General features: G+C 63.7%; 23 protein-coding genes and 1 riboswitch. Of the genes, 11 read left to right on the top strand and 12 right to left on the bottom strand.

Annotated features, from left to right (window positions below):
- Positions 1–42: 42 nt before the first annotated feature.
- Positions 43–1,227, bottom strand: coding sequence for a GNAT family N-acetyltransferase (locus AAFG13_RS11050; RefSeq protein WP_342712012.1), 1,185 nt, complete (start codon positions 1,225–1,227; stop codon positions 43–45).
- Between the two features lie 224 nt (positions 1,228–1,451).
- Positions 1,452–1,904 carry a hypothetical protein gene (locus tag AAFG13_RS11045; RefSeq protein WP_212310012.1) on the bottom strand — a complete coding sequence of 151 codons (453 nt, stop codon included), beginning with the start codon at positions 1,902–1,904 and terminating at the stop codon, positions 1,452–1,454.
- Positions 1,905–2,064: 160 nt separating this feature from the next.
- Here AAFG13_RS11045 and AAFG13_RS11040 point away from each other — a divergent pair, with 160 nt between their 5' ends.
- The 4 genes from AAFG13_RS11040 to AAFG13_RS11025 all read left to right on the top strand — a co-directional run bounded on the left by AAFG13_RS11040 (position 2,065) and on the right by AAFG13_RS11025 (position 6,442).
- Entirely contained in the window at positions 2,065–2,292 is a 228-nt protein-coding gene (locus AAFG13_RS11040) for a hypothetical protein (protein WP_212310011.1), read from the top strand.
- Positions 2,293–2,421: 129 nt separating this feature from the next.
- Positions 2,422–3,852, top strand: coding sequence for a caspase family protein (locus tag AAFG13_RS11035; RefSeq protein WP_342712011.1), 1,431 nt, complete (start codon positions 2,422–2,424; stop codon positions 3,850–3,852).
- Positions 3,853–3,924: 72 nt separating this feature from the next.
- Positions 3,925–5,949 carry a pyrroloquinoline quinone-dependent dehydrogenase gene (locus AAFG13_RS11030; protein WP_342712010.1) on the top strand — a complete coding sequence of 675 codons (2,025 nt, stop codon included), beginning with the start codon at positions 3,925–3,927 and terminating at the stop codon, positions 5,947–5,949.
- Between the two features lie 199 nt (positions 5,950–6,148).
- Entirely contained in the window at positions 6,149–6,442 is a 294-nt protein-coding gene (locus AAFG13_RS11025; RefSeq protein WP_342712009.1) for an HdeA/HdeB family chaperone, read from the top strand.
- Here the strand turns inward: AAFG13_RS11025 and AAFG13_RS11020 are convergent, their stop codons facing one another.
- Positions 6,443–6,904, bottom strand: a complete 462-nt coding sequence (locus tag AAFG13_RS11020; RefSeq protein WP_342712008.1) for a PaaI family thioesterase — start codon at positions 6,902–6,904, stop codon at positions 6,443–6,445. It lies immediately after the preceding gene.
- 43 nt (positions 6,905–6,947) lie between these two features.
- Entirely contained in the window at positions 6,948–8,423 is a 1,476-nt protein-coding gene (locus AAFG13_RS11015; RefSeq protein ID WP_342712007.1) for an amidase, read from the bottom strand.
- 206 nt (positions 8,424–8,629) lie between these two features.
- Here AAFG13_RS11015 and AAFG13_RS11010 point away from each other — a divergent pair, with 206 nt between their 5' ends.
- The 3 genes from AAFG13_RS11010 to AAFG13_RS11000 all read left to right on the top strand — a co-directional run bounded on the left by AAFG13_RS11010 (position 8,630) and on the right by AAFG13_RS11000 (position 9,569).
- A complete protein-coding gene (locus tag AAFG13_RS11010; protein ID WP_171947645.1) occupies positions 8,630–8,761 on the top strand; it encodes a peptidylprolyl isomerase in 132 nt (43 codons plus the stop codon).
- A 74-nt stretch (positions 8,762–8,835) separates the two neighbouring features.
- Positions 8,836–9,141 carry a hypothetical protein gene (locus tag AAFG13_RS11005; RefSeq protein ID WP_092115351.1) on the top strand — a complete coding sequence of 102 codons (306 nt, stop codon included), beginning with the start codon at positions 8,836–8,838 and terminating at the stop codon, positions 9,139–9,141.
- Positions 9,142–9,338: 197 nt separating this feature from the next.
- A complete protein-coding gene (locus AAFG13_RS11000; RefSeq protein WP_212310004.1) occupies positions 9,339–9,569 on the top strand; it encodes a hypothetical protein in 231 nt (76 codons plus the stop codon).
- A gap of 30 nt (positions 9,570–9,599) precedes the next feature.
- On the opposite strand, the gene AAFG13_RS10995 is transcribed toward AAFG13_RS11000, so the two are convergent.
- The 3 genes from AAFG13_RS10995 to AAFG13_RS10985 all read right to left on the bottom strand — a co-directional run bounded on the left by AAFG13_RS10995 (position 9,600) and on the right by AAFG13_RS10985 (position 12,976).
- On the bottom strand, positions 9,600–9,806 hold the full coding sequence (locus AAFG13_RS10995; protein WP_092115349.1) for a hypothetical protein: 207 nt from the start codon (positions 9,804–9,806) through the stop codon (positions 9,600–9,602).
- Between the two features lie 1,949 nt (positions 9,807–11,755).
- Positions 11,756–11,968, bottom strand: coding sequence for a hypothetical protein (locus tag AAFG13_RS10990; RefSeq protein ID WP_212310003.1), 213 nt, complete (start codon positions 11,966–11,968; stop codon positions 11,756–11,758).
- A gap of 885 nt (positions 11,969–12,853) precedes the next feature.
- Positions 12,854–12,976, bottom strand: a complete 123-nt coding sequence (locus AAFG13_RS10985) for a hypothetical protein (protein WP_283815065.1) — start codon at positions 12,974–12,976, stop codon at positions 12,854–12,856.
- A 484-nt stretch (positions 12,977–13,460) separates the two neighbouring features.
- On the opposite strand from AAFG13_RS10985, the gene AAFG13_RS10980 reads away from it, so the two are divergent.
- Positions 13,461–14,042 carry a hypothetical protein gene (locus AAFG13_RS10980; protein WP_342712006.1) on the top strand — a complete coding sequence of 194 codons (582 nt, stop codon included), beginning with the start codon at positions 13,461–13,463 and terminating at the stop codon, positions 14,040–14,042.
- A 100-nt stretch (positions 14,043–14,142) separates the two neighbouring features.
- Here AAFG13_RS10980 and AAFG13_RS10975 read toward each other — a convergent pair whose 3' ends face one another.
- The gene (locus AAFG13_RS10975; RefSeq protein WP_342712005.1) at positions 14,143–14,316 is read right to left on the bottom strand and encodes an RNA polymerase sigma factor region1.1 domain-containing protein; all 174 of its coding nucleotides are present in this window, start codon (positions 14,314–14,316) and stop codon (positions 14,143–14,145) included.
- A gap of 422 nt (positions 14,317–14,738) precedes the next feature.
- On the opposite strand from AAFG13_RS10975, the gene recA reads away from it, so the two are divergent.
- The 3 genes from recA (at position 14,739) to AAFG13_RS10960 (ending at position 16,957) form a co-directional block, all read left to right on the top strand.
- Positions 14,739–15,827 carry a recombinase RecA gene (recA, locus tag AAFG13_RS10970; protein WP_212310002.1) on the top strand — a complete coding sequence of 363 codons (1,089 nt, stop codon included), beginning with the start codon at positions 14,739–14,741 and terminating at the stop codon, positions 15,825–15,827.
- A gap of 89 nt (positions 15,828–15,916) precedes the next feature.
- On the top strand, positions 15,917–16,468 hold the full coding sequence (locus AAFG13_RS10965; RefSeq protein ID WP_342712004.1) for a hypothetical protein: 552 nt from the start codon (positions 15,917–15,919) through the stop codon (positions 16,466–16,468).
- A gap of 39 nt (positions 16,469–16,507) precedes the next feature.
- Entirely contained in the window at positions 16,508–16,957 is a 450-nt protein-coding gene (locus AAFG13_RS10960) for a hypothetical protein (protein WP_342712003.1), read from the top strand.
- 32 nt (positions 16,958–16,989) lie between these two features.
- On the opposite strand, the gene AAFG13_RS10955 is transcribed toward AAFG13_RS10960, so the two are convergent.
- The 4 genes from AAFG13_RS10955 to gcvT form a co-directional block, all read right to left on the bottom strand.
- Positions 16,990–17,421, bottom strand: coding sequence for a thioesterase family protein (locus AAFG13_RS10955; RefSeq protein ID WP_212310000.1), 432 nt, complete (start codon positions 17,419–17,421; stop codon positions 16,990–16,992).
- Between the two features lie 180 nt (positions 17,422–17,601).
- Positions 17,602–20,475, bottom strand: coding sequence for an aminomethyl-transferring glycine dehydrogenase (gcvP, locus tag AAFG13_RS10950; RefSeq protein WP_342712002.1), 2,874 nt, complete (start codon positions 20,473–20,475; stop codon positions 17,602–17,604).
- A gap of 22 nt (positions 20,476–20,497) precedes the next feature.
- Positions 20,498–20,863, bottom strand: a complete 366-nt coding sequence (gcvH, locus tag AAFG13_RS10945) for a glycine cleavage system protein GcvH (protein ID WP_021077888.1) — start codon at positions 20,861–20,863, stop codon at positions 20,498–20,500.
- Between the two features lie 20 nt (positions 20,864–20,883).
- Positions 20,884–22,029 carry a glycine cleavage system aminomethyltransferase GcvT gene (gene gcvT / locus AAFG13_RS10940; RefSeq protein ID WP_212309998.1) on the bottom strand — a complete coding sequence of 382 codons (1,146 nt, stop codon included), beginning with the start codon at positions 22,027–22,029 and terminating at the stop codon, positions 20,884–20,886.
- A 145-nt stretch (positions 22,030–22,174) separates the two neighbouring features.
- A riboswitch (glycine riboswitch) is annotated at positions 22,175–22,263 on the bottom strand.
- Between the last annotated feature and the right edge of the window lie 85 nt (positions 22,264–22,348).

Below are 22,348 nucleotides of genomic sequence, written 5' to 3'. Positions count from 1 at the left end.
GCAGCCTATCGATCCGCGCGGGCTCGCGTAAGGGGGACCGTGTTATCCGGGCTTGCCGCGCCGGCTGCGGATGAAGTGGACGGTGCCGCGCGCGGCCTCGTAGGCGAAATTGTTCAGGGTCAATGCGGCGTGAACCGCGGCGACCAGCGGATCGCGCCGCCTCAACGGCAGCAGCACGTCGCCGATCGCGAAGCGGCCGCGCCAGATCGGGTCGATCATGGGATGGCCGGGCGCCGCGGTGGAATCGGCCGAATTGATCGCTGGATCGGCGCAGAGATGGCGCGTCAGCTCCAGCGTCAATTGTGCGCCCGGCGAATGCTTCGCAAAGCGCTCGTCAATGCCGATCTTGAAGAAGAAGGCGCGGTCCTGATGGCGCACCACGATGCCGCCCGCAACCGCCGTGCCGCCCGCATGCAGCATGACGATCTCGCAGCGGCCGGTCTCGGCCAGCGCCGACGTCGCGCGGCGGATGAAGGCTGCGTCGCCGGCATGCTGGCTGAGCGCGGTGCCGCGCTGGCCCTTCCAGCCACCGGCTTCGAGCGCAAGGAAAATCTCGAGCGCCGCCGCGACGTCGCGCGGCGTGCGGGCGACATCGAAGCGCACCGCGCCGTGGTCGGACAGGCGATGGCGCTGCCGGCGCAGCTCCTTCAGCTTCTTGGGCCCGAGCGCGTCGCGCAGCAATTCATCGGCATCGCGCGTCGCATCGAGCTGGGCGCGCTGATAGGTGCTCAGCAGGCGCGGCTGCAAGTCGTCGCGCGCGAGCACCGCGCGGATCGCCGCCATGGCCGGGCCCTCGAGCGACATGGTGCGCAGGATCAACGCGTGCGCGCCCGCATTGCGTGCCTGCTGCAGCATCTTGCCGGCGGCCTGCTCGGCGGCATTGCCGTCGAGCAACGGCGTGCACAGCGTGCCGTAGGGTTCGGCGCCGACCAGCGCGGGCAGGGGGATCCGGTAGATTCGCCGCAACGGCACGACCGGCAACAGCCCGATCAATTGCCCGGCATCGCCGGTGGCGCTGAGCAGCGATGCGCCGGTGCGGCCGCGCGCGGAGGCATCGACCGCCAATTCCCAGTCGGGCTGGTAGTAGCCATTGGCCTCGATCGCGCGCTCGGCAAGCGCCCGCCATGCGCCGACCGGCGCGGCCGACAGCGGCGGCAACGCGCGATCGTCCGTGGCATCCTTGCGCGATGCACGGCGGATCATTGCCTGGTCAGCAATATCGGCCACGTCCCATGTTTCCCCGGTCTGCGAGGCTGATCGGCCTTGCGTTCATCGCGGGCAACGCTAGCGGAGAGAGATGGAAAATGCCGTTGAGGCCATCCGGCAATTTGAGCGATCAGGTTAATGGGGCATTCAGCATACCGCGGTTGTGCGCTTGGTGTTGCGACAACGTGGCACCGGAGATCGCGAGAGCTCACAACGATGCACTGACAGCGGTGAGCATCAGGACGCTACGGCTTGGGACTTCGTTGTGCTTCCAGCTGAACGGAGCTTTCGACCGGCTCATAAGTCTCGGTCACGCAATTGTCGTCAGCCTCGACCTGCCGGCGATCGAAGATCGCGCCGTCATTGATGAAGACGCGATAGGTCTGCGTCCCGAGCGGCTTGCCGATCACCGAAGTCAGTTCGGCGCGCACGCAGGCGGTCCAGCCGGTGCCGCGCGGGTCGTGCAGCGGAGCGGAGACCCGCACATGGGCCGGCTGCGAGCCGGCGGTGAACACCGAATCCAGCTTGCCGGCCACCAGCCGCTTGAGATCCGGAGGCGTTTCGAGCGGCGCCGGCTCGGTGGCCTTGACCTTCAGCATGTCAGGCCATACCGCGTGGCTGTCCGCCAGCCCGCAGCCGCTCAACATCAAGGCGGCGCCCGCCAGCAGCGCCACCACTTGTACCTGTCCCTGTCCCATCCAACCAATTTAATGTGCCGCCGCCCACATTGCGCCCCCCTGGTGGGGCTGAATCCGCATCGCGCGGCGCTTTGTCGATCAACAAATGTCGAGCGACAAGCTATGTTCGCGGTAGAGGTGTTGCCGGATGTTTCTACGGCTGCGGGGGAGAGAGACTGACATGAAAAGCTTCACGGTTGCTGCCGTCATTCTGGCGTTGATTGCGACACCGACCCTGGCCCAGGGCCGGCGAGGCGGCGGGGGCGACGACAGGAAGGCGGAGAAGAAACCCCAGGTCGACGAGAAGGCCTACAAGGCCGCACTCGATCGTATCCCCGAGCCAAAGGAGAAATACGATCCCTGGGGCGTCACCAAGCCGGCCGCCGATCCAGCCAAGAAGCCGAAATAGCCGGGCTCACCTGATCCCCGCGACCATTCGGGCCGAAGAACCGGCGCCGGCGGCAGCAGATTGCCGCACGGCATGAACCTTCACCTGACGGCTATCGACCCATCTCCGATGTCATTGTCGGAGGCCGTCATGCTTCGCCGTTCGCTCCTCGGCCTGATCGTTCCGGCTGCGATCCTGTTCGGTGCCGTGCCGGCACTGGCGGAAAGCCGTCTGGCGCTGGTGATCGGGCAGTCCGCCTACAAGTCGGTGCCCGCGCTGCCCAATCCGGCCAACGACGCCAGGGCCATGTCACAGATGCTGACCGATGCCGGCTTTGCCGTGACGACGGCATCGGATCTGTCCCAGGACGAGATGCGCGCAAGGATCAGCGACTTCGCCGGCCAGGTGGCGGCGAAGGGCGCTGATACCGTGGCGCTGGTGTTCTATGCCGGGCATGGCCTGCAGATCGATGGCGAGAACTATCTGGTGCCGGTCGATGTCGATCCGAAGCGCGAGGCTGATATCCCGATCCAGGCGGTTCGCCTCAACGACATCCTGAACACGCTGACTTCGGTGCCGAGCCGGATGCGCATCGTGCTGCTCGATGCCTGCCGCAACAATCCCTTCCCGGAGCTCAGCAAGACCGCCGGGCATGGGCTTGCCATCATCGATGCCAAGATCGGCGCGCCTGGCACCTTTGTCTCGTTCTCGACGTCACCGGGTGCCGAGGCCGAGGACGGCAGCGGCGCCAACAGCCCTTATACGACCGCGTTGCTGGCTTCGGCGAAGGAGCCGGGGATTCCGATCGAGGACACCTTCAAGCGCGTCCGTCTTGCGGTAAACAAGGCGACCGACGGCCGCCAGACACCGTGGGACTCCTCGTCGCTCACCGACGACTTCCGCTTCATGGCAGGTGCGTCGTCAGCGTCGCCCGCGGCCAAGCCGGCGCCGGCCGCGGCCAAGCGCACCGTCGACGAATGGAAGCGCGAATTGCAGGGCAAGCCGATCGAGGTTGCAAACGAGATGATGGTGGTCGACGGCACCGATGAAGCCTATGAAGCCTTCGCCGCGATCTTCGCCGGCACGCCGCGCGGCCTGCAGGCGCGCGACTGGCTCGACCGGCATCGCCGCATGGTGGCTTGGAACGATGCCATCCTCGCCAACACGGCGGCGGGCTATCGCAGCTTCCTCGTGCTGTACCCCGATAGCGATCTGACAGCGACCGCGCGCAAGATGATCGAACGGTTGCGCTACCGTCCCGATCTGACACCGGCCGCTGCGCTCAGCGTGCCCGCGACCAACGTCGCACTGGCGGCCCCGACCTGTCCCTGCAACGCCGCGCCGCAGGAGCAGCAGAAGGCCGCAGCGCCCGTGAAGAAACGGGCCGATCCCGATCCGCCGCGCCGCGCTGGCAAACGCCCGCCGCGCGTCGTGGTCGAGGACGATGTCGTGGTGGTGCGCCGGCCGCCTCCGGCCGTGGTCTACGAGCCGGTCGGGCCGCCGATCGGAATCGGGATTGGCATCGGCGGCGGTGGTTATCGCGGCCATTACGGCGGCGGCTATCGCAGGGGTGGATACTGACGCGCTAATCGCGTAAAGGGTTTTCCCGCATGAGATGCGGCGTTTGATGGTCGCATCTCGCGGGAGGACGCAATGCGGTCGCTGTTTCGCCTGCTTGCCGCGCTGGTGCTGTGTGTACAGCCGGCGCTCGCTTGGGAGTATTGGGGCGGTGACCGTGGCGGACAGCGCTTCTCGCCGCTAACGCAGATCACATCGGACAATGTCGGCACGCTGGTGCGCGGCTGGGAATTCCGCACCGGCGATCTCGACGCGCGTCCGCCCGAGGTCATGAAGCGCACCAAGTTCGAGGTGACGCCGCTGTTCGTCGAGGACAGCCTGATCTTCTGCACGCCGTTCAACGAGGTGATCGCGCTCGATCCCGGCACCGGTGCGCAGAAATGGCGGTTCGATCCGAAGATCAGCATGGCGCAGCGGCCGGCCAATCGCTTTGTCTGCCGCGGCGTCGCGCACTGGACCGATGATGGTGCTGCTGAAGGCGCGGCCTGCAAGTCGCGCATCTTCACCGGCACCAATGACACCCGCCTGATCGCGCTCGATGCCCGGACCGGCAAACCCTGCGCCGATTTCGGCAACAATGGCGAGATCAAGATCGATGCCGGCATGAAGCTGGAATGGCCGGGCGAGTTTCAGATCACGTCGGCGCCGGTGACGGGACGCGGCGTGGTCGTGGTCGGGTCCGCGATCGGCGACAACCGGCGGGTCGACGCGCCGGTCGGCGCGGTGCGCGCCTTCGATGCGCGGACCGGCCAGCCGCGCTGGACCTTCGATCCGCTCGTGCATGACAGCGTCGAGGCCGGCCACAGCAACGTCTGGGCGCCGATGTCGGTCGACGAGGAGCGGGGCTTGGTGTTCCTGCCGACGACATCGCCCAGTCCCGATTTCTGGGGCGGCAAGCGTCCCGGCAATGACGAGCACGCCAATTCCGTCGTCGCGCTGCGTATCGAGAGCGGTGAGCTCGCATGGGCGTTCCAGACCGTGCACCACGACGTCTGGGACTACGACCTGCCGGCACAGCCGACGCTGGCGCGGATCGACACTGGCAACGGCATGCGCGACGTCGTGATCCAGCCGACCAAACAGGGCTTCGTGTTCGTGCTCGATCGCGACACCGGCAAGCCGGTGTGGCCGGTCGAAGAGCGCGCGGTGCCGCAGAACGGCGCCGAGGGCGAGCAACTGTCGCCGACGCAGCCGTTCCCGACCCATGTGCCGCCGCTGTTGACGCAGCGGATGACGGCCGACGATGTCGGCGGCCTGCTGCCGGGCGTCGGGAGCGCGGCGTGCGAGAAGCTGCTGGCGCAATCACGCAATGAGGGGCTTTACACGCCGCCGTCGACGCAGGGCACGATCGTCTATCCGATGACCGGCGGCGGTGTGAACTGGGGCAGTGCGGGCTTTGATCCGGTCAACCAAATCTTGTTCGCCAATGTCAGCCACGCGGCGCATGTCATCACGCTGATTCCGCGCGACCAGGCCAAGGGTTTCAATCCGCCGCCTGGCCATGATTTTGGCCAGCAGCAGGGCGCGCCGTTTGCGATGTCGCGGGCACTCGCGAAATCGGCGGTCGGGTCGCCGTGCAACAAGCCGCCGTGGGGCGAGACGGTGGCGGTCGATCTCAAGGCCGGCAAGATCCTCTGGCATGCGACGGTCGGCACCAGCGAGGATCTCGCGCCGCTCGGCATCGCGCTCAATACCGGCACGCCGCTGCTCAGCGGCGTCGCGATCACTGCGGGCGGACTGGTGTTCACCGGCGCGATGGATGCCTATCTGCGCGCGTTCGACGTCAAGTCGGGCCGCCAGTTATGGCTCGGCCGGCTTCCGGTGCCGGGCGTCGCCAATCCGATGACCTACCTCTGGAAGGGCGAGCAGTATGTCGTGATCGGCGCCGGCGGTCATTCCGAGGGCGGCACATCGATCGGCGACAGCGTGGTGGCATTTCGCCTGCCGCGCCAGGGCGAGGGTGTGTCGCTTCTCACGCGCCTGATCGATCGTCCCGGCGGACGGTTCGCTGCGAAGGCACTCGCTGCTGGCGTGGTGCTGATCGTGCTCGTCGCACTGCTCTGGCGTTGGCGCAGGAGGCGTCGCGTCAAGGCGGCGTAGTTCGGCGGCGCGCGCGTCGCGCCGCCGCATGACAATCGGCGACATCGATTCTCAATCCGCGCACCGAAACGACGTGCAGGCAAACTTGCGCGATGTCTCGCTTGCGTTTGCCTCGACGCTTCGCTTACGAAGTCGCGAGCGGGCGCGCCGGGCTTCCGGCGCCTGTTCATTTTTCAGATCATTGCCCTTGGAGATTGCGATGAAGATCACTGCCTCGATCATGCTTGCCGCTGCACTCGCGCTGTCGTCCGCGCCGGCGAATGCCACCGTCCTCGATCTCTCGACCATGACCTGCAAGCAGTTCGTCGAAGGCGGCGACGACACCATCAAGATGGTGCTGGTCTGGATGGACGGCTGGTACAAGGGCGATTCCGACGAGGCGATCATCGACACCGAGGTGTTCGTCGAGAACGCCAAGAAGTTCGGCACCTATTGCGGAAAGAATCCGACCATCAGCATCGTCAACGCCGCCGAGGCGGTGCTCGGCAAGTAGTTATCCCGGCAGCATCGCGAACGCGCTCGATACCATCGCCACCGGCTTGTTGTCGGTGGCGGAGAGCAGCGTGACGCGGCCGAAGCTCATGGTGCGGCCGAGCCGGACCACACGCGCGTCGGCCAGCACGTCGGAGGCGGTCGCCGCGCGCATGAAGTGCGTGGTCTGGTCGACCGTCGTCATCGGACGATAGCCCTTGTTGGCCGCGAGATTGGCGAGCACCATCGCGGTGTCGGCGAACGCCATCAGTGCCTGGCCGCAGACGATGCCGCCATTGCGGCACAGCCGCTCCGAGAACGGCATGCGCAGGATGGCGCCGGGCTGCCAGTCGGCATCGCCGCCCGCCGGTGGTGCGATGTCGAACTGCTCGATCGACAGATTGAGGTCCTGCACCCATGGCGCAAAGACGTCGCCGAGCACGCGTTTCGCGTCGTCGATCCCGAATTCACCGGCCTGCTGCATGACGTTCCGTTCCCTCCGCTGAGTCTTGTTTGCCGTTTATTGCCTAGTTCCGCGTGACATGCACGGCCGGCCGCTTGCCGTCATTCCACTTGCCGTCGATCGCCCGTTCGATCTGGGCGGCGAGTTGCAGCAGGAGGCCGTCATCGGCCTGCTTGCCGATCGCCTGGATGCCGAGCGGCAGGCCGTGCTCGTTGGTCGCGAGCGGCAGCGAGATCGCCGGGATGCCGCAGAGATTGGCGAGCGGCGTGAAGGCGAAGTTGCGCCAGAGATTGCCGAACCAGTCCAGCACCGACGGATTGTCGCTGATGGTGAGATATTCGGTGGTGCCGATCTTTGGCGTCGGCAGCGCCGTGACCGGGCTCAGGATGATGTCCCAATCCTCGAAGAAGGCGCCGAAGCCGCGCGCCGTCGTGTTGAACACGGCCTGCATGCGGGCGCGGTCGGCGAAGCTAAAGTCGCGGCCATGCTCCCAGATCCGGATGTTGATCGGCTCGATCAGGTCCGCCGGTGGCCGCGTCAGTCCCCGCGCGGCGAGCATGTTGCCGATCACGACGGCGAAATTGCTGATGTAGCAGGTGGTCTGCGCCGCGAAGGCTTCCGCGTAGTCGATCGACGGCAGTGCGTAATCGACCTGATGGCCGAGGCCTTCGAGGAAACGTCCGACCCGCTCGAGCTCGGCTGCGATGTGCGGTGTCGCGCGATAGTCGCCCCAGGTGTGCGACAGCGCGATCTTGAGCCGGCCCGGGTCGCGCGCGATCATCGCTGTATAGGGCTCAGGCGGTGTCCAGAACGGCATGAACTCGCCAGGCGCCGGGCCACGGCAGCTATCGACGAAGGCTGCGGTGTCGCGCACCGAGCGCGACTGGCAGCCCTGGATCGAGACGAGGCCGGTGAGATCGGACAGATGCGGTGCGAGCGAGAACACGCCGCGCGACACTTTCAGCCCGATATTGCCGTTGACGCCGGCGGGAATCCGGATCGAGCCGCCGCCGTCGGTCGCATGCGCGATCGGAACGGCGCCGGCGGCAACCATCGCCGCGCTGCCGGCCGACGAGCCGCAGGTGGTGTAGTCGGTGTTCCAGGGATTGCGCGTGACATAGACCGCGGGGTTTTCGGCCGAGCTGCAGACCCCGAACTCCGGCGTGGTGGTGCGGCCGATCAGATTGAGACCGGCCTTCCGCAGCTTCGTGGTCAGGAAGGTGTCGGCCGCGGCGCGGTTGCCGCGCATCATCAGCGAGCCCATTTCCTGCAGCCGGCCCTTCAGCGTGGGCCCGAGATCCTTCATCAGGAAGGGCAGGCCGGCGAACGGGCCGTTGAGATCGGCGCCGTCGCGCGCGGGATCGGCGATCATGTCGTCGAACAGCTCGACCACGCCGGAGAGCGCGGGATCGACCTTGGCTGTGGCGGCGGCAGCCTGCGCCGCCAGCTCCCTTGGCGTCAGCTCGCCGTTCCGGACGCGCTCGGCGAGCGCCGTCCCGTCGTGCCGCGTCCACTCGTCCCAGCTCATCGCCAAAGTCATGTCGTCGATTCCTTTTCTGCTTTGTTGCGCAGTGTAGTTTGGGGGGCCGTCCGGTCAAACCATCGCGCGGGCGCTGCGCCGGCGCTGTGCTCGGGCGCGCGGGCGCTGCTGTCCGACGCGCTTGCGCGGCGTTGCAAGCGCCGTGCCCGGCTTGAAAATGCCCCAGTTTCGGCTCCAATTGCCCCTCGTCAGTGGTGGGGGCGTCCATGTTCCGCAGGTTGGTATTGCTGGGCGGCGTGATCGCGATCGGGCTTGCGCTTGCCGGCTGCACGCGGTGCGGGCCGATCTGGGACGACTGGATGCAGTCGCCGAAATCCTGCAAGTCAGACCACCTCTAGGGCAGGGACGGGCGCGCTTGGCGGCGGCTTTCCTGGGGTGATATACCGCTGACGAAAATGCAAGGAGCGTTCTTATGAGAGTTTTGAGCGCAGTTGCGGTTGCGGTGCTGCTGTCGGCGCCGGCCTATGCGCAAATGCCGAACGTCAATCTGATGCCTGAGGTCAAGACCAAGACCCAGGAGGAGAAGGATCGGGACGCGATCAACGACAAGGCCTACAAGGACTCGCTGAGCAAGATTCCGGATGCCAAGGGATCGGCCGATCCCTGGGGCGCGGTGCGCAGCGATGCGCCGAAGGCGGCAGCCCATCCTCCCGCCAAGCCGAAGACCAAGACCGGGAGCTCCGCCCAGCCCGGAGGCTCCGCGCAGCGTAGCCAGTAAGCCCCGTTCGGGCCGGCCTCGCCGGTTTCCCGCAGACTCGGATTCTTGTGGCGCCGCCCCTATATTTGGGGTGTCGTCAGTTGGAGCGTTTTCGAGCGAAGTGGATACCGGTTCGCGTGAAGAAAACGCGTCAAAACTAGAATCTAGAGCCCGGTTCCGATTCAATCGGAACGGGGCTCTATTCCGGAGTTGCGGCAATGGTGTTTCGTCCGCGCGATCTCGCCAGCCGGATGGCCGCACGGCACAAGCCGGATGACGGCTATCTGCGCGAGACCTTCAGCCTGCCGCGCGATCAGGCCCGCCTGCGGGCGCGCGACTTTCTCAAGCGCTACCCGAAGGCCGCCTATATGAGCTCCGTCGAGAGCTGGCGCGAACTGCCCGGTGGCGACATCGAGTTCACGATGCGGCGGCTGGCAAGCGCGGACTGAGACTTGCCGACTTGCCGGACAGACTGCGCCTCAATCCTGATCGCGGTGCCCGCGGGTCCGTCCGAGCCCGAGATTGTTCAGCTCGCGGTCGATCCGCAGCTGCACGCGGCGGATCGCCAACAGGTCGAGCTTTGCTTCGGTCTTGCCCGTGAAGACCCGATCGCCGATCTGGAAACGCCATTTCCAGACGCCGGGCATGAGCTGCGTGACGCTGAATTCGACGCCCTTGTGAATCATCTGGAACGGTTCCGCGAATGAATGGCGGTCGTCGATATTTAAATCAAAAGTTGTAGTAATAATTAACACCCGTCAAAGGATGAGTGAACCTGCGCGCCCGTTCGGGCGTCGTTGTGGATCCCGAAGTGGATCCGTTCGCGGGAGGCGTCGCCTTGCCTCGCGACGCGCAATCAGTGCGTCGGTCGGACAAGCCAATGTTACGAACACTGCCGGAACCCAAGTCTTCCCTTGAACGCTACGTAGTTTTTTTGGGCGTCAGGAGGGGTACCAAGGTAGTATGCAGATTGTGCCAATCGTGATCCGGCGTCGCCAAATCCTCCGGCAACTCGTTGATCATCTGATGAAGTCGAGACGAAGGCCGAGCAGCCTGCTCGCGGAACTTTGTTCTGCCCCGGAGAACTACGGATCGCGCTGGGCCGCCGCCCAAACGCTTCGACAATGGCTTCCGTCGCCGTGCTCGGATCCGCCCGGTCTCATTCGGGCTGATGCCTGACAGCACAACGCCGCCCGCTTGAAATGCTTGCGGACGGCGCTGGCCCTAGCCCCAGGAAGGTGTGCAAAATCCTGATAGCCGGGAGCCTATACAATTTGTGCCACAGCACATGTCCCAAATTGGCTATCACGGCGATCGGTCGGGATGGCTCGGCCTCAGCGCTTCGCCATGTTGACGCCACCGATGGCGCTGGCGTCACGCGCCAGAATACAACGGAGAGGGCAACAACTGAGGCGGCCTAAACAAAGCTACGCCGCCCGCTTGAAATAAATGCGGACGGCGCTTCTCTAGCCCCGAGAGGGTACGAACAAAATCCCGGATATTTGGCACTTTTTGGAGGGCGATAACCTCTTTAGTGGCGGAGCCTATCCTCCTTCTGGATGGCGGCAGCACTTCTGTCGGTCTGCCGGCGCCAGAAGTGATTCAGGACCGCCTTGATTGCCGTATCGCTCTTGTCGGCCCATCGCCTACGGAAATTGACTACTCTTTTCACGCCGATATGCGCCTGGGCCTGGTATCGGCCCATCATGTCGGCGCTCGCAAACCGGGCGTCCGCAGCCACTCGCTCAACTGTGAGGTGGTTTCGGCCAGACGAGCTCTGCGGATAAGGCTGGAGCGATCGACACCGGGGGGAGTTCCCGAGGCCTCCTTCCGGAGCCGCTGTGCCTCGATGTTGAGACGCTCTTCAAGTGATCCTGCCTGCATGAGACGCGGTCGCTTCATGACCATGGCGCGCTCCATTCCGTTAGAGGAAGGCGGGAGCGCTGCCGGGCGATCTCATCACCGATGAAAGCCACGGGCGGGGCGGTGATGGACTTACCGTGTACCTGTCTGGGGGGAATAGCGAGCTATCTATTTCAGGCCTTTTGTCGCAACTCGTGGAACGAATGGCACTTCAAGGCGGCGGAAATTGTTCCGGCTGTAAAGCGGGGGAGAACAGATAGCGTCCTATGCTTGAAACAAATCAGGCCGCTCCAAAAATTCGGTCTAGGCCACCAAGGGGTAACACGGGCCAGCACCTGCGTCCTGGTGTCTCCCAATCAGGACGTTAGCGATGGCAAATGAGGACAGTCGTGGTTCCGGCATCGGAACACCGTGTTCTTCCGGAGTCCACATAGATTGTGGAAAACTCTAGTCTCATCGTTGCCGGGGCTGGACCTTTCATCCCGATCTTATTTGGAGAATTTTCCCGGTAAGGGGTCGCGGCGTGAGCGGCCCCTTTCGATTCGGCGGAGCGGCGAAGCGGCCCCAGCATCGATCTCCAAGGGCGCTGGGGCCGTTTCTTTGGATTGAAGTCAAGACGCCTTCCAACCCTCAGAACTACCTCAAGCTGATCGCGTGGCGAGATCGTTGAGACCATGCCGGAGGCATTTGAGGATTAGGTGAAACGCCAGAAGAAGCGGCTGGAACGGGACGCGAAAGAGGCCGCCAACTGAAGCGGCCTAGCTATTGTCGTTCAAGCCTCCGCGCCGACGAAAATATCGAACGCCTCGTAAGCCTGCTGCGGCGTCTTTCCTTCCTTGAATGCGTTTTCGAAACTGAAGATCGCATCCGCTAGAAGGAATTCATCCGGCACAGGAAACAGGGCGCGAAGTTCGGCGAGCCAGCTCGCGTAAGAGGGCGGGTTGAACTTGCCCAACGTGTAGTTATCGCTGAATGAGCTGCGCATTTAGGTCGGAGCCCTAAGGCCGGGCGAGGAAAGCCACTCGCTGATGTGCGATGTGGTCTCAATCTGGCGTGCTCTCCGGATCAACCTCTCACGCTCGATACCTGGCGGAGTGCCCCTCGCTTGCTTGCGAAGTCGCTCTGCCTCATCAGCAAGGCGGTTGTAGAGAGGTTCGGCTTCGGGCTGGTAACGGCGGCGTTGCTGCATGGCGCTGCTCCTCTGTTTGCAGAAGGCGGGAGCGCGTGATGGCGTTCTCATCACCGATAGGGGCCAACAAGGCGGTGCGGCGATCGGGTAACTTTCGCATGTCAGGTAGCCGACATGCTGGTCAATACAGACCACATCGGCAAGAGTTAATGACTTTCAAAGAGGCGACATTTCCCAATCCGTGCCGGTGGCGAGTGACATGCGCTAACGCGGAAGAACGGATGAAGGCCACGTCAAACGGATCTTCGGTCAACAACTCGAAATGGAATTTTGAGGAAGAGGCCGCCAACTGAGGCGGCCTCCGCGATAATGTTTGAGTCAGGGTCTTGGCCGATATCGCGGATATGGCGGCGGTTCCGTGATGCATGTGCCCACCGACGACACTCGGCAAGGCACGTCATAGTGCAGTCTGCCGCCTGGGGCGTTCGCCCGTACCTTTGGCATCGTGGAATCAACCACGTCATTCGCCCTGGGAGCCGTAGTAGCGGAAGGCTGATTTTGCGCGATAGCCAGAGACGACAAGGCAACCAGCGCGGTCACCGTGAACAACGCAGTCCTCATGACTTGTGTCCTCCTCCGTAGTGCTGCACCCAGACCCGGATTAGGTCACTAGTTACCACAAACCAGGACCAGGCTGGGAACTCGGTTCACCCACAGAGAGAAACCCCGGTAACGCTTCAATTAATGCGCGATGAAGGCACCCAATAGCATCACCGCGATAAGCAGTGAGCCGCCGAAAATAGCAATGCCAAGACTGACGCGGGCTGGAATTGAATATGAATCGAAATGGGGCTGTTCGATCATGCCCCGCTCCCTTGTTTCTGGGCGGGGAGCGCGAACGGCTCTCAGTCACCGGCAGACGCCGTTACAGGGCGGTGATGGCCGAAGCTTGGAACAGCCGACGTTCCAAGGCTGGTCAACTTTGATCACTCTCGAAAAGAAAACTAACGATTTGGGCGCGACTGCCGAGACCCGGAAGGCAGGCGTGCGGCTCCAGAGCGGATTCACGCAAGGAACTCCGTTCACCCACGGAGAACCCCGGTAACACTTCTACTCTGTGGATTGAGAACAGTTGTCGGACCATAACGATTGCTATGGGTAGAACGTTGGATTGCCGACTCAGTAGTCCTACCGAGAACAACGGCCAAGCCTTGGTTTCGGCTCGCTTAATCGGAATTAGGACAGTCCCAAAATCAACTTAGGACACGGGGGCTTAAATACGGACAGCACCCAACAAGCCGGTACTGGCCGAAATAGGCCACTCGCAGATGCGAAATAGGCCACTCCCTTGGAACCCACCGCGACTCAGGGCAGTCTGCGGGACATGGGGACAATCAGAAATAGCATCGCCAAAGCCGTGCCGTGGATCGAGCCGGTTTTGGATTATTTCGATTGGAAGAAGCAGGTCATATCGATTTTGTCCGGCTTTGCCATGGTCGGATGGTCCTTCGTGAAAGACCTGGCTTGGCCGGTAATCGTTACACTTGGCATTGTCACTATGGTGACTGTCGCCTACGGACTAATGTTTCCAGCCTTTTTGAAATTGGTTCACCTTGGAGTGAACCCAAGGCCCGACCATTCAATCTGGCGGCACAGAAAAGAGTTCAGGTTGGATGAAGCAGCTTGTCTGCTTGCCAACGTCGAGCCTGTTCATTCGTACTCAGTGATGGATGGAAATTCCAAGGCATGGCTTTCGCTTCTTTGCGAAGCAGTGAAGCTCAAGGAAATCGAGCGCATTCCGGATAAAGCTCAAGACCCACGCAATACATATGGCGGTCAATATCGTCCGGATGAGAACACGATAATTAATGCCGATCAGCTCAAGCGATTTTGCACCGCCCATGGACGGAAGCCAGAATTTCTGAATTAGGTTTGAAGCGGGCGCTATTTGGAAGGCTGGCGACGACAGACAACTAACTAGAAAATTGCTGGTGCCTGCAAATTGAAAGAGGCCGCCAACTGAGGCGGCCTTACTCATTCACGAGATCAATGCCCCTGTCGCTGAGTGCAATTATGAGGGTCTCGATATCTTTCGGCTCGACCTCCGCAGGCTGCTCAATCAAATCGTTGATTTGATCGAAGGTCACGTAGCCGGTCTTTTCACCCAACTCGATGGCTTTCCGGACCAATTCCGACCAATCCATTTAGCTCTCCTGAATTTCAGTTTTGCCTCTACCCATTGGCTGGAGAGTCAGTTTTTCTCAGAGTCTTACTGGGACTCCGTTCACCCACGGAGAACCCCGGTAATCCGCCTGACCTGTGGATCAGGAACGGATGGCGTCCAATCGAAATTTATAAGCCCAGAATAGGGAATAGGGTCTCTCAGTAGTCCTACCGAGAACAACGGCCAAGCCTTGGTTGCCGCTCGGTTAATTCAAAACAGGCCACTCCCAAATTCAACTTAGGCCACTAGGGGATAAAACAGGCCAGCACCAACAAGCCAAAAAGAACATATTGCGAACACGGAACAAACGTGGTACGAGGTTCCTATCAACAACGCGTTCCGCCTGATCGCATCGCCCGTTTTTCCCGCTAGCGAATCCCCGCCATAAGGAGCACATCCCAAATGTCCGCTACTGCACTGCGTATCGTCGAAGGATCCTCCATGGACAAGTCCAAGGCCCTCTCAGCCGCGCTCTCCCAGATCGAGCGTCAGTTCGGCAAGGGCTCGGTGATGAAGCTCGGCAAGAACGACCGTTCGATGGATGTCGAGACGGTGTCCTCGGGATCGCTGGGGCTCGACATAGCGCTCGGCGTCGGCGGTCTGCCGAAGGGACGTGTCGTCGAGATCTACGGGCCGGAATCGTCGGGCAAGACCACGCTGGCGCTGCACACCGTGGCGGAAGGCCAGAAGAAGGGCGGCATCTGCGCCTTCATCGACGCCGAACACGCGCTCGACCCGGTCTATGCGCGCAAGCTCGGCGTCAACATCGACGAGCTCCTGATCTCGCAGCCCGACACCGGCGAGCAGGCGCTGGAGATCTGCGACACGCTGGTGCGCTCCGGTGCGGTCGACGTGCTGGTGATCGATTCGGTTGCGGCCCTGGTGCCGAAGGCCGAGCTCGAGGGCGAGATGGGCGATGCGCTGCCGGGCCTGCAGGCGCGCTTGATGAGCCAGGCGCTGCGCAAGCTCACCGCCTCGATCAACAAGTCCCACACCATGGTGATCTTCATCAACCAGATCCGCATGAAGATCGGCGTGATGTACGGCTCGCCGGAGACCACGACCGGCGGCAATGCGCTGAAATTCTATGCTTCGGTCCGCCTCGACATCCGCCGCATCGGCGCGATCAAGGAGCGCGACGAGGTGGTCGGCAACACCACCCGCGTCAAGGTGGTGAAGAACAAGCTGGCACCGCCGTTCAAGCAGGTCGAGTTCGACATCATGTACGGCGAGGGCGTCTCCAAGATGGGCGAGATCCTCGACCTCGGCGTCAAGGCCGGCATCGTCGAGAAGTCCGGCGCCTGGTTCTCCTATGACAGCCAGCGGCTCGGCCAGGGCCGCGAGAACTCCAAGGCGTTCCTGAAGGCGAATCCCGACATCACCGCCAAGATCGAAGCTGCGATCCGCCAGAACTCCGGCCTGATCGCCGAGCAGATCCTTGCCGGTACGCCCGAGCGCGACGCCGAGGGCGAAGAGCCCGCCGAGGAGTAAGCCTCAAGGCTCAATCATTTCGCTGCAAGCGGGCGCTGAGGACGTTGAGTTGCCGACGTCTTCGGCGTCCGTTTGGTTTTGTGCCGTCCGTGATGCTGTTGGGCCACCTGTTGCGGAATGAACGACCCGTTATGACCCGGCTTATCCTCACATTCACTGATAGCGGCGCTGGCGCCCTGAAGGCCGCACGGCTCGCCGATTGCGTTGTTGGCGTCGAGCTGCGGTTCGTGTGCGGAAAATTGCCGCCATCAAGCGAACTGGATGCCTTGCTCTCGCCGCGCGCGGCTTCGCACCGCGCCGGGGCACACTGGCTGGACAATCTTACCGGCAGATTGCTTGAGGACGCGCATCGTCAGGGTCTTGGATTGGTCGAATTTTACGAGCGCTTCGACGCCGTCGATCTTTGGGTCGATCCCGATCCGAACTCACAACTGCAATTGATCTGGCTGCTGGATTACCTGCGCCCGCATGCGAGCGTCACGTCCAGGCTTGCGATGCTGCAGACCGATCACATCATCGGCGAGCGACAGCCGGCCGAATTGGCCGCTTGGCAGCTGCGCCTCGCTCCCGTCCGCGGGCATCATCTCGAAGTCGCCGGCGCTGCGTGGGCGGCTTGGGGTGCGTCAACACCGGAAGCCTAGTTCAATCTGTTGACTCAGGATCCAGGAGCACTTCCGCAATTGCGCAGCTCAGTCGTCGCGCTGCTGGAAGAACTTCTCGGGCGTAGCTCCGCGCTCGGCGCAACGGAAATGCGAATGCTGGAGCTGCTGTCAGCGGGACAGGTCCATCCGTACGATCTGTTTCCCGGGCACGAGAAACCCAATCGTCGGCGGACGTTCGGTTATTGGGAAACGGGGGTCTTGCTGGACGGGCTGGCTCACTGTCCAATGCCTGCCATCTCCGGCCCCGATGACGGGCCGTTCGATCTCGACATGCACGAGGACCCGGAACGTCACCAACGCTACAAGCGGAGCCGGCTCGCGCTGACCGGCCTCGGCAGGGCAATCGTCGCGGGCTCCGGCGATTTCAGCCAGCACAACCCGATCCATCGCTGGTGGGGCGGCACCGAGCTGACCAACGAGCGGCTGTGGCGCTGGGACTCCGAGAGCCGCACCTTGGTCGCGCCGTAAGGCTTGATCGCGTGACGCCGGTAGGCGCCGCGTTACGCCAGCGCCTTTTCCCGGCTCGCAATCAGCGCGCGCAAGTCTTCCGTCACGGCGACCGATTGATGGGTCTTCTGGTCGGTGGCGACCCAGATGATCTCGCCGGTGGCGCGCAGGTCGTCGGAGCCCTTGGCGAAGATCTCGAGGGTAAGCACGATCGAGGAACGGCCGATCTTGGCGACCCGCACGCAGACCTCGATGTCCTCGTCGAACCGGATCGGCGCCTTGTACTCGACGACTGATTTCACGGTGTGAAAGTCGATGCCGGTCCGCGCGACCTCGCCGAGATAGTCGTAACCGAGCGCGCGGAAATACTCTGTTATCGCGGTGTCGAAGTAGGTCAGGTAGTGCGCGTTGAACACCACGGCCTGCGCGTCAACCTCGGAATAGCGGACGCGGAACGGGAAATGAAACCAGAATTGCTCGCGCATGTTTCCTCCTGCCGCGGCGCTGCTTCTTATCGTTCGTCCGCCGCCAGCGGGGACGTTATGGTGGCCGGATCGTAGGATGGGTAGAGCGAAGCGAAACCCATCACTTCACAGTCCGGATGCAATTGATGGGTTTCGCTGCGCTCTACCCATCCTACAATAGTGGCCAGAGCAATGGCCGCCTTACTCCGCCGCCTGCGCGTAATCCTCGATCGGCGGGCACGAGCACACCAGATTGCGGTCGCCATAGACATTGTCGACGCGGCCGACCGGGCTCCAGTATTTGTCGGAGCGCGACACGCCGGCCGGGAAGCAGCCCTCGGCGCGGCTGTAGGCCCGGTTCCAGGCATCGTCGGCGATGTCGTGGACGGTGTGCGGCGCGTGGCGCAGCGGCGACGCCTCGACCTTCCAGCGGCCCTTCTCGATCTCCGCGATCTCGCCCCGGATCGCGATCATGGCGTCGCAGAAGCGGTCGATCTCGAACTTCGATTCCGATTCCGTCGGTTCGATCATCAGCGTGCCCGCTACCGGGAAGCTCATGGTCGGCGCGTGGAAGCCGTAGTCGATCAGCCGCTTGGCGATGTCGTCCACGGTGACGCCGCTGGTCGTCTTCAGCGCCCGCGGGTCGACGATGCACTCATGCGCGACGCGGCCGCGCTCGTTGCGATACAGCACCGGGAAGTGCGGCTGCAGCCGTGCGGCGATGTAGTTGGCATTGAGGATCGCAACCTCGGTGGCGCGCGTGAGCCCTTCGCCGCCCATCATCAGGATGTAGATGTAGGAGATGGTCAGGATCGACGCCGAGCCGAACGGCGCGGCCGACACCGGGCCGATGGCGTGTGCGGTCGCGCCGTCGGTTGCGGGATGACCCGGGAGATAGGGCGCAAGATGCGCCTTCACACCGATCGGGCCCATGCCGGGGCCGCCGCCGCCATGTGGGATGCAGAAGGTCTTGTGCAGATTGAGATGGCTGACATCAGCGCCGTAATCGCCGGGCCGCGACAGCCCGACCTGCGCGTTCATGTTGGCACCGTCGAGATAGACCTGGCCGCCATGCGCATGCACGATGTCGCAGATCTCGCTGATATGCTCCTCGAACACGCCGTGGGTCGACGGATAGGTGATCATGACCGCGGCGAGATTGGCGGAATGCTTCTCCGCCTTGGCACGGAGATCATTGACATCGACATCGCCGCGCGCGTCGCACGCGACCACCACGACGTCCATGCCGACCATCGCGGCCGACGCCGGATTGGTGCCGTGCGCGGAGGAGGGGATCAGGCACACCTTGCGGTGCGGCTCGCCGCGGGCGAGATGATAACCCCGGATCGCCAGCAGCCCGGCATATTCGCCCTGTGCGCCGGAATTCGGCTGCAGCGAGATCGCGTCATAGCCGGTGATGTCGCACAGCCACTGCTCCAGCCGCTTGAACAGCGCGTGATAGCCCTTGGCCTGATCCGCCGGCGCGAACGGATGCAGATTGCCGAACGCCGGCCAGGTCAGCGGGATCATCTCGGTGGTGGCGTTGAGCTTCATCGTGCAGGAGCCGAGCGGAATCATCGCGCGGTCGAGCGCGAGATCGCGATCACTGAGTTTGCGCATGTAGCGCAGCAGCTCGGTCTCCGAACGGTGGGTGTTGAACACCGGGTGGGTGAGGAATGCGCTGGTGCGGCGCAGCTCCTTCGGCAGCGCCTCGCGCGCGGCCGCCTCGATCTCGGCAAAGCTGAGCTTGCCGCCGAACACGCGCCACACCGCCTCGACGGTCTCCGGCGTCGTGGTCTCGTCGAGCGCGATGCCGAGCGTGGTCGCACCGATCCGCAGATTGATCCGCTCCGTCAGCGCGCGGGAGACGATCTCGATCTGCTTCGCTCCGACCTCGACGGTTACTGTGTCGAAGAACGCCTCGCTGGTCGGCGCAAAGCCGAGCTTGCGCAGGCCCGCGGCGAGCACGGTGGCGCGGCGATGCACGCCGCGTGCGATATGGGTCAGGCCTTCGGGGCCGTGATACACCGCATACATCGAGGCGATCACGGCGAGCAACACCTGCGCGGTGCAGATGTTGGAGGTCGCCTTCTCGCGGCGGATATGCTGCTCGCGGGTCTGCAGCGCGAGGCGATAGGCCGGTGCACCGCGCGAATCCACCGAAAGGCCGACGATGCGGCCGGGCAGCGAGCGCTTCAGCGTGTCGCGCACCGCCATGTAGGCGGCGTGCGGTCCGCCATAACCCATCGGCACGCCGAAGCGCTGCGCCGAGCCGATTGCGATGTCCGCACCGAGCTCGCCGGGCGAGGTCAGCAAAGCCAGCGACAGCAGGTCCGCGGCGACGATCGCAAGCGCGCCCTTGGCGCGCAGCGATGCGATCGCCGGCCGGAGGTCGCGCACTGCGCCTGTCGTGCCGGGATATTGCAGCAGCGCGCCGAGCACGTCGGCCTTGTCGAGCTCGGTCAGGGGATCGCCGACCACCAGTGCCCAACCCAATGGGGCGGCGCGCGTGCGCATCACCGCCAGCGTCTGCGGATGCACCTCCTTGTCGACGAAAAACACCTTTGCCTTCACCTGCGAGTGGCGTTCCGCGAGCGCCATCGCTTCGGCGGCCGCGGTCGCCTCGTCGAGCAGCGAGGCGTTGGCGACGTCGAGCCCGGTGAGATCGCAGATCATGGTCTGGAAATTGAAGAGGGCCTCGAGCCGGCCCTGGCTGATCTCCGGCTGATACGGCGTATAGGCGGTGTACCAGGCCGGGTTCTCCAGGATGTTGCGCTGGATCACCGCGGGCAGGATGGTGCCGGAATAGCCCTGGCCGATCAGCGAGGTGAACACCTGGTTCTGCGCGGCGAGCTCGCTCATATGCGCGAGCGCTTCGGTTTCGCTCAGCGCCCGGCCGAGATCGAGCGGCGCCTTCTGAAGGATCGACGCCGGCAGCGTCTCATTCATCAGCGCCTGCAGGCTCGCGGCGCCGACCGTCTCCAACATCGCGTTGATGTCGCGCGGGGATGGTCCGATGTGTCGGCGGACGAAATCGGTGGCGGCTTCGTTGATCGGCTTGAAGGGCGCGTTCATGGGCTAATCCTTGGGGTGATCCTCAGGCGGTGTGCGCGGCGTAGGCGGCCTCATCCATCAGGCCGCCGAGTTCGCCCTTGTCGGCAATCTTCAGCTTGAAGAACCAGGCCTTGCCGCCGGCATCCGAATTGACCAGCGCGGGCTCGGCCGCGAGCGCCTCGTTGACCTCGATCACTTCGCCGGTGATCGGCGCGTAGACGTCGGAGGCTGCCTTGACGGATTCGACAACCGCGGCGGCCTCGGCCTTCTTCAGGCTGCGGCCGACCTTAGGCAGCTCGACGAACACGACGTCGCCGAGCTGTGACTGCGCGTAATCGGTGATGCCGATCGTGGCGACGTCGCCCTCGATGCGGAGCCATTCGTGGTCGGACGTGTACAGCGTCGTCATGGGGATAGATCCTTTGGCGTTTAGCGTTTGTAGGTATTGGGAACGAAGGGCGTGGCGGCGACCTTGAGCGGCAGCCGCTGGCCGCGCACTTCGGCGAAAACCGTGGTGCCGACGGCGGAGAGCGTGGTGGGCAGATAGCCCATCGCAACCGGCGCATTGAGGCTTGGGCCAAAGCCGCCCGAGGTCACCTTGCCGATTGGCTCGGTCGAGGTCGGATCGGCGAACAGGGCAGCGCCTTCGCGCACCGGCGCGCGGCCGTCGGGCTTCAGGCCGACGCGGCGGCGAGCGGCGCCGTCGGCGAATTGCGCGAGAATCTTGTCGGCGCCCGGAAAACCGCCGGCGCGGGCGCCGCCGCTGCGGCGAATCTTCTGCACCGACCATTCCAGCGCGCCTTCGACCGGCGTCGTCGTGGTGTCGATATCGTGGCCATAGAGGCAAAGCCCGGCCTCGAGCCGCAGGCTGTCGCGGGCGCCGAGCCCGATCGGCAGCACGTCGGGATTGTCCAATAGCGCACTGACCAGGGCTTCCGCCTTGTCTGCAGGCACGGAAATCTCAAAACCGTCCTCGCCGGTATAGCCGGAGCGCGAGACGAAGCAGTCGATGTCACTGAGGCGGCGCGGACCTGCGTCCATGAATTTCATCGAACTGACATCTGGACAGAGTTTCGCCAGCGCCGATTCGGCTTTCGGCCCCTGCAGCGCGATCAGCGCGCGGTCGGCCAGCGACACGATCTCGCAGGCATCGGAGAGATGCGCCCGCAGATGCGCCTCGTCCTCGGCCTTGCAGGCGGCGTTGACCACCAGGAACAGGTGATCGCCGAAATTCGCCACCATCAGATCGTCGAGCAGGCCGCCGTCGTCGTTGGTGAATTGCGCGTAGCGCTGCCGTCCCGGCGCGATGCTGACGATGTCCTGCGGCACCAGTTTTTCCAGCGCGAGCGCCGCGTCGCCGACCTTGCCGGATTTGGCCTTCAGCACGAGCTGTCCCATGTGGGACACGTCGAACAGGCCGGCTTCCTTGCGGGTGTGGAGATGCTCCTTCAGCACGCCGGCCGTGTATTGCACCGGCATGTCGTAGCCGGCGAACGGCACCATCTTGGCCCCACGTGCCAGATGCAGCGCGTGCAGCGGGGTCTGTTTCAGCGGGGAGGTTTCGCGCGCAGACATCACAGGGCCCTCGCGGTTCCCGCAGGGGACCTATTTCCCCTTGAGAAACCTGCAGAAAGCCCCATCTGTCGCTGTGCCTGAGAGTATTATCCCGTCGGCGGACGCATCGGGGAGAACCAACCCCAGCGCCTCTTTCCAGATGTTAGACGTCACGCGGTCCTTTTGCCTGAGAGTTTCCGGGGCGGTTGCTCCTTCGGCGCCGGCGGTAAGGCCGGTCTCTCCCGACGTGACTAGTAACAGGTAGGTAGAAAACACGGCGCCACCAAGACTGTCAACGCAGCTGCAGCAACTATCCAATGGGGCTTTGTGCTGCCGCGGC

This window comes from Bradyrhizobium sp. B124, assembly GCF_038967635.1.
GTDB lineage: Bacteria > Pseudomonadota > Alphaproteobacteria > Rhizobiales > Xanthobacteraceae > Bradyrhizobium.
Note: the sequence above shows the minus strand (reverse complement) of the source record. Positions and strands in the feature narration are given on the sequence as shown.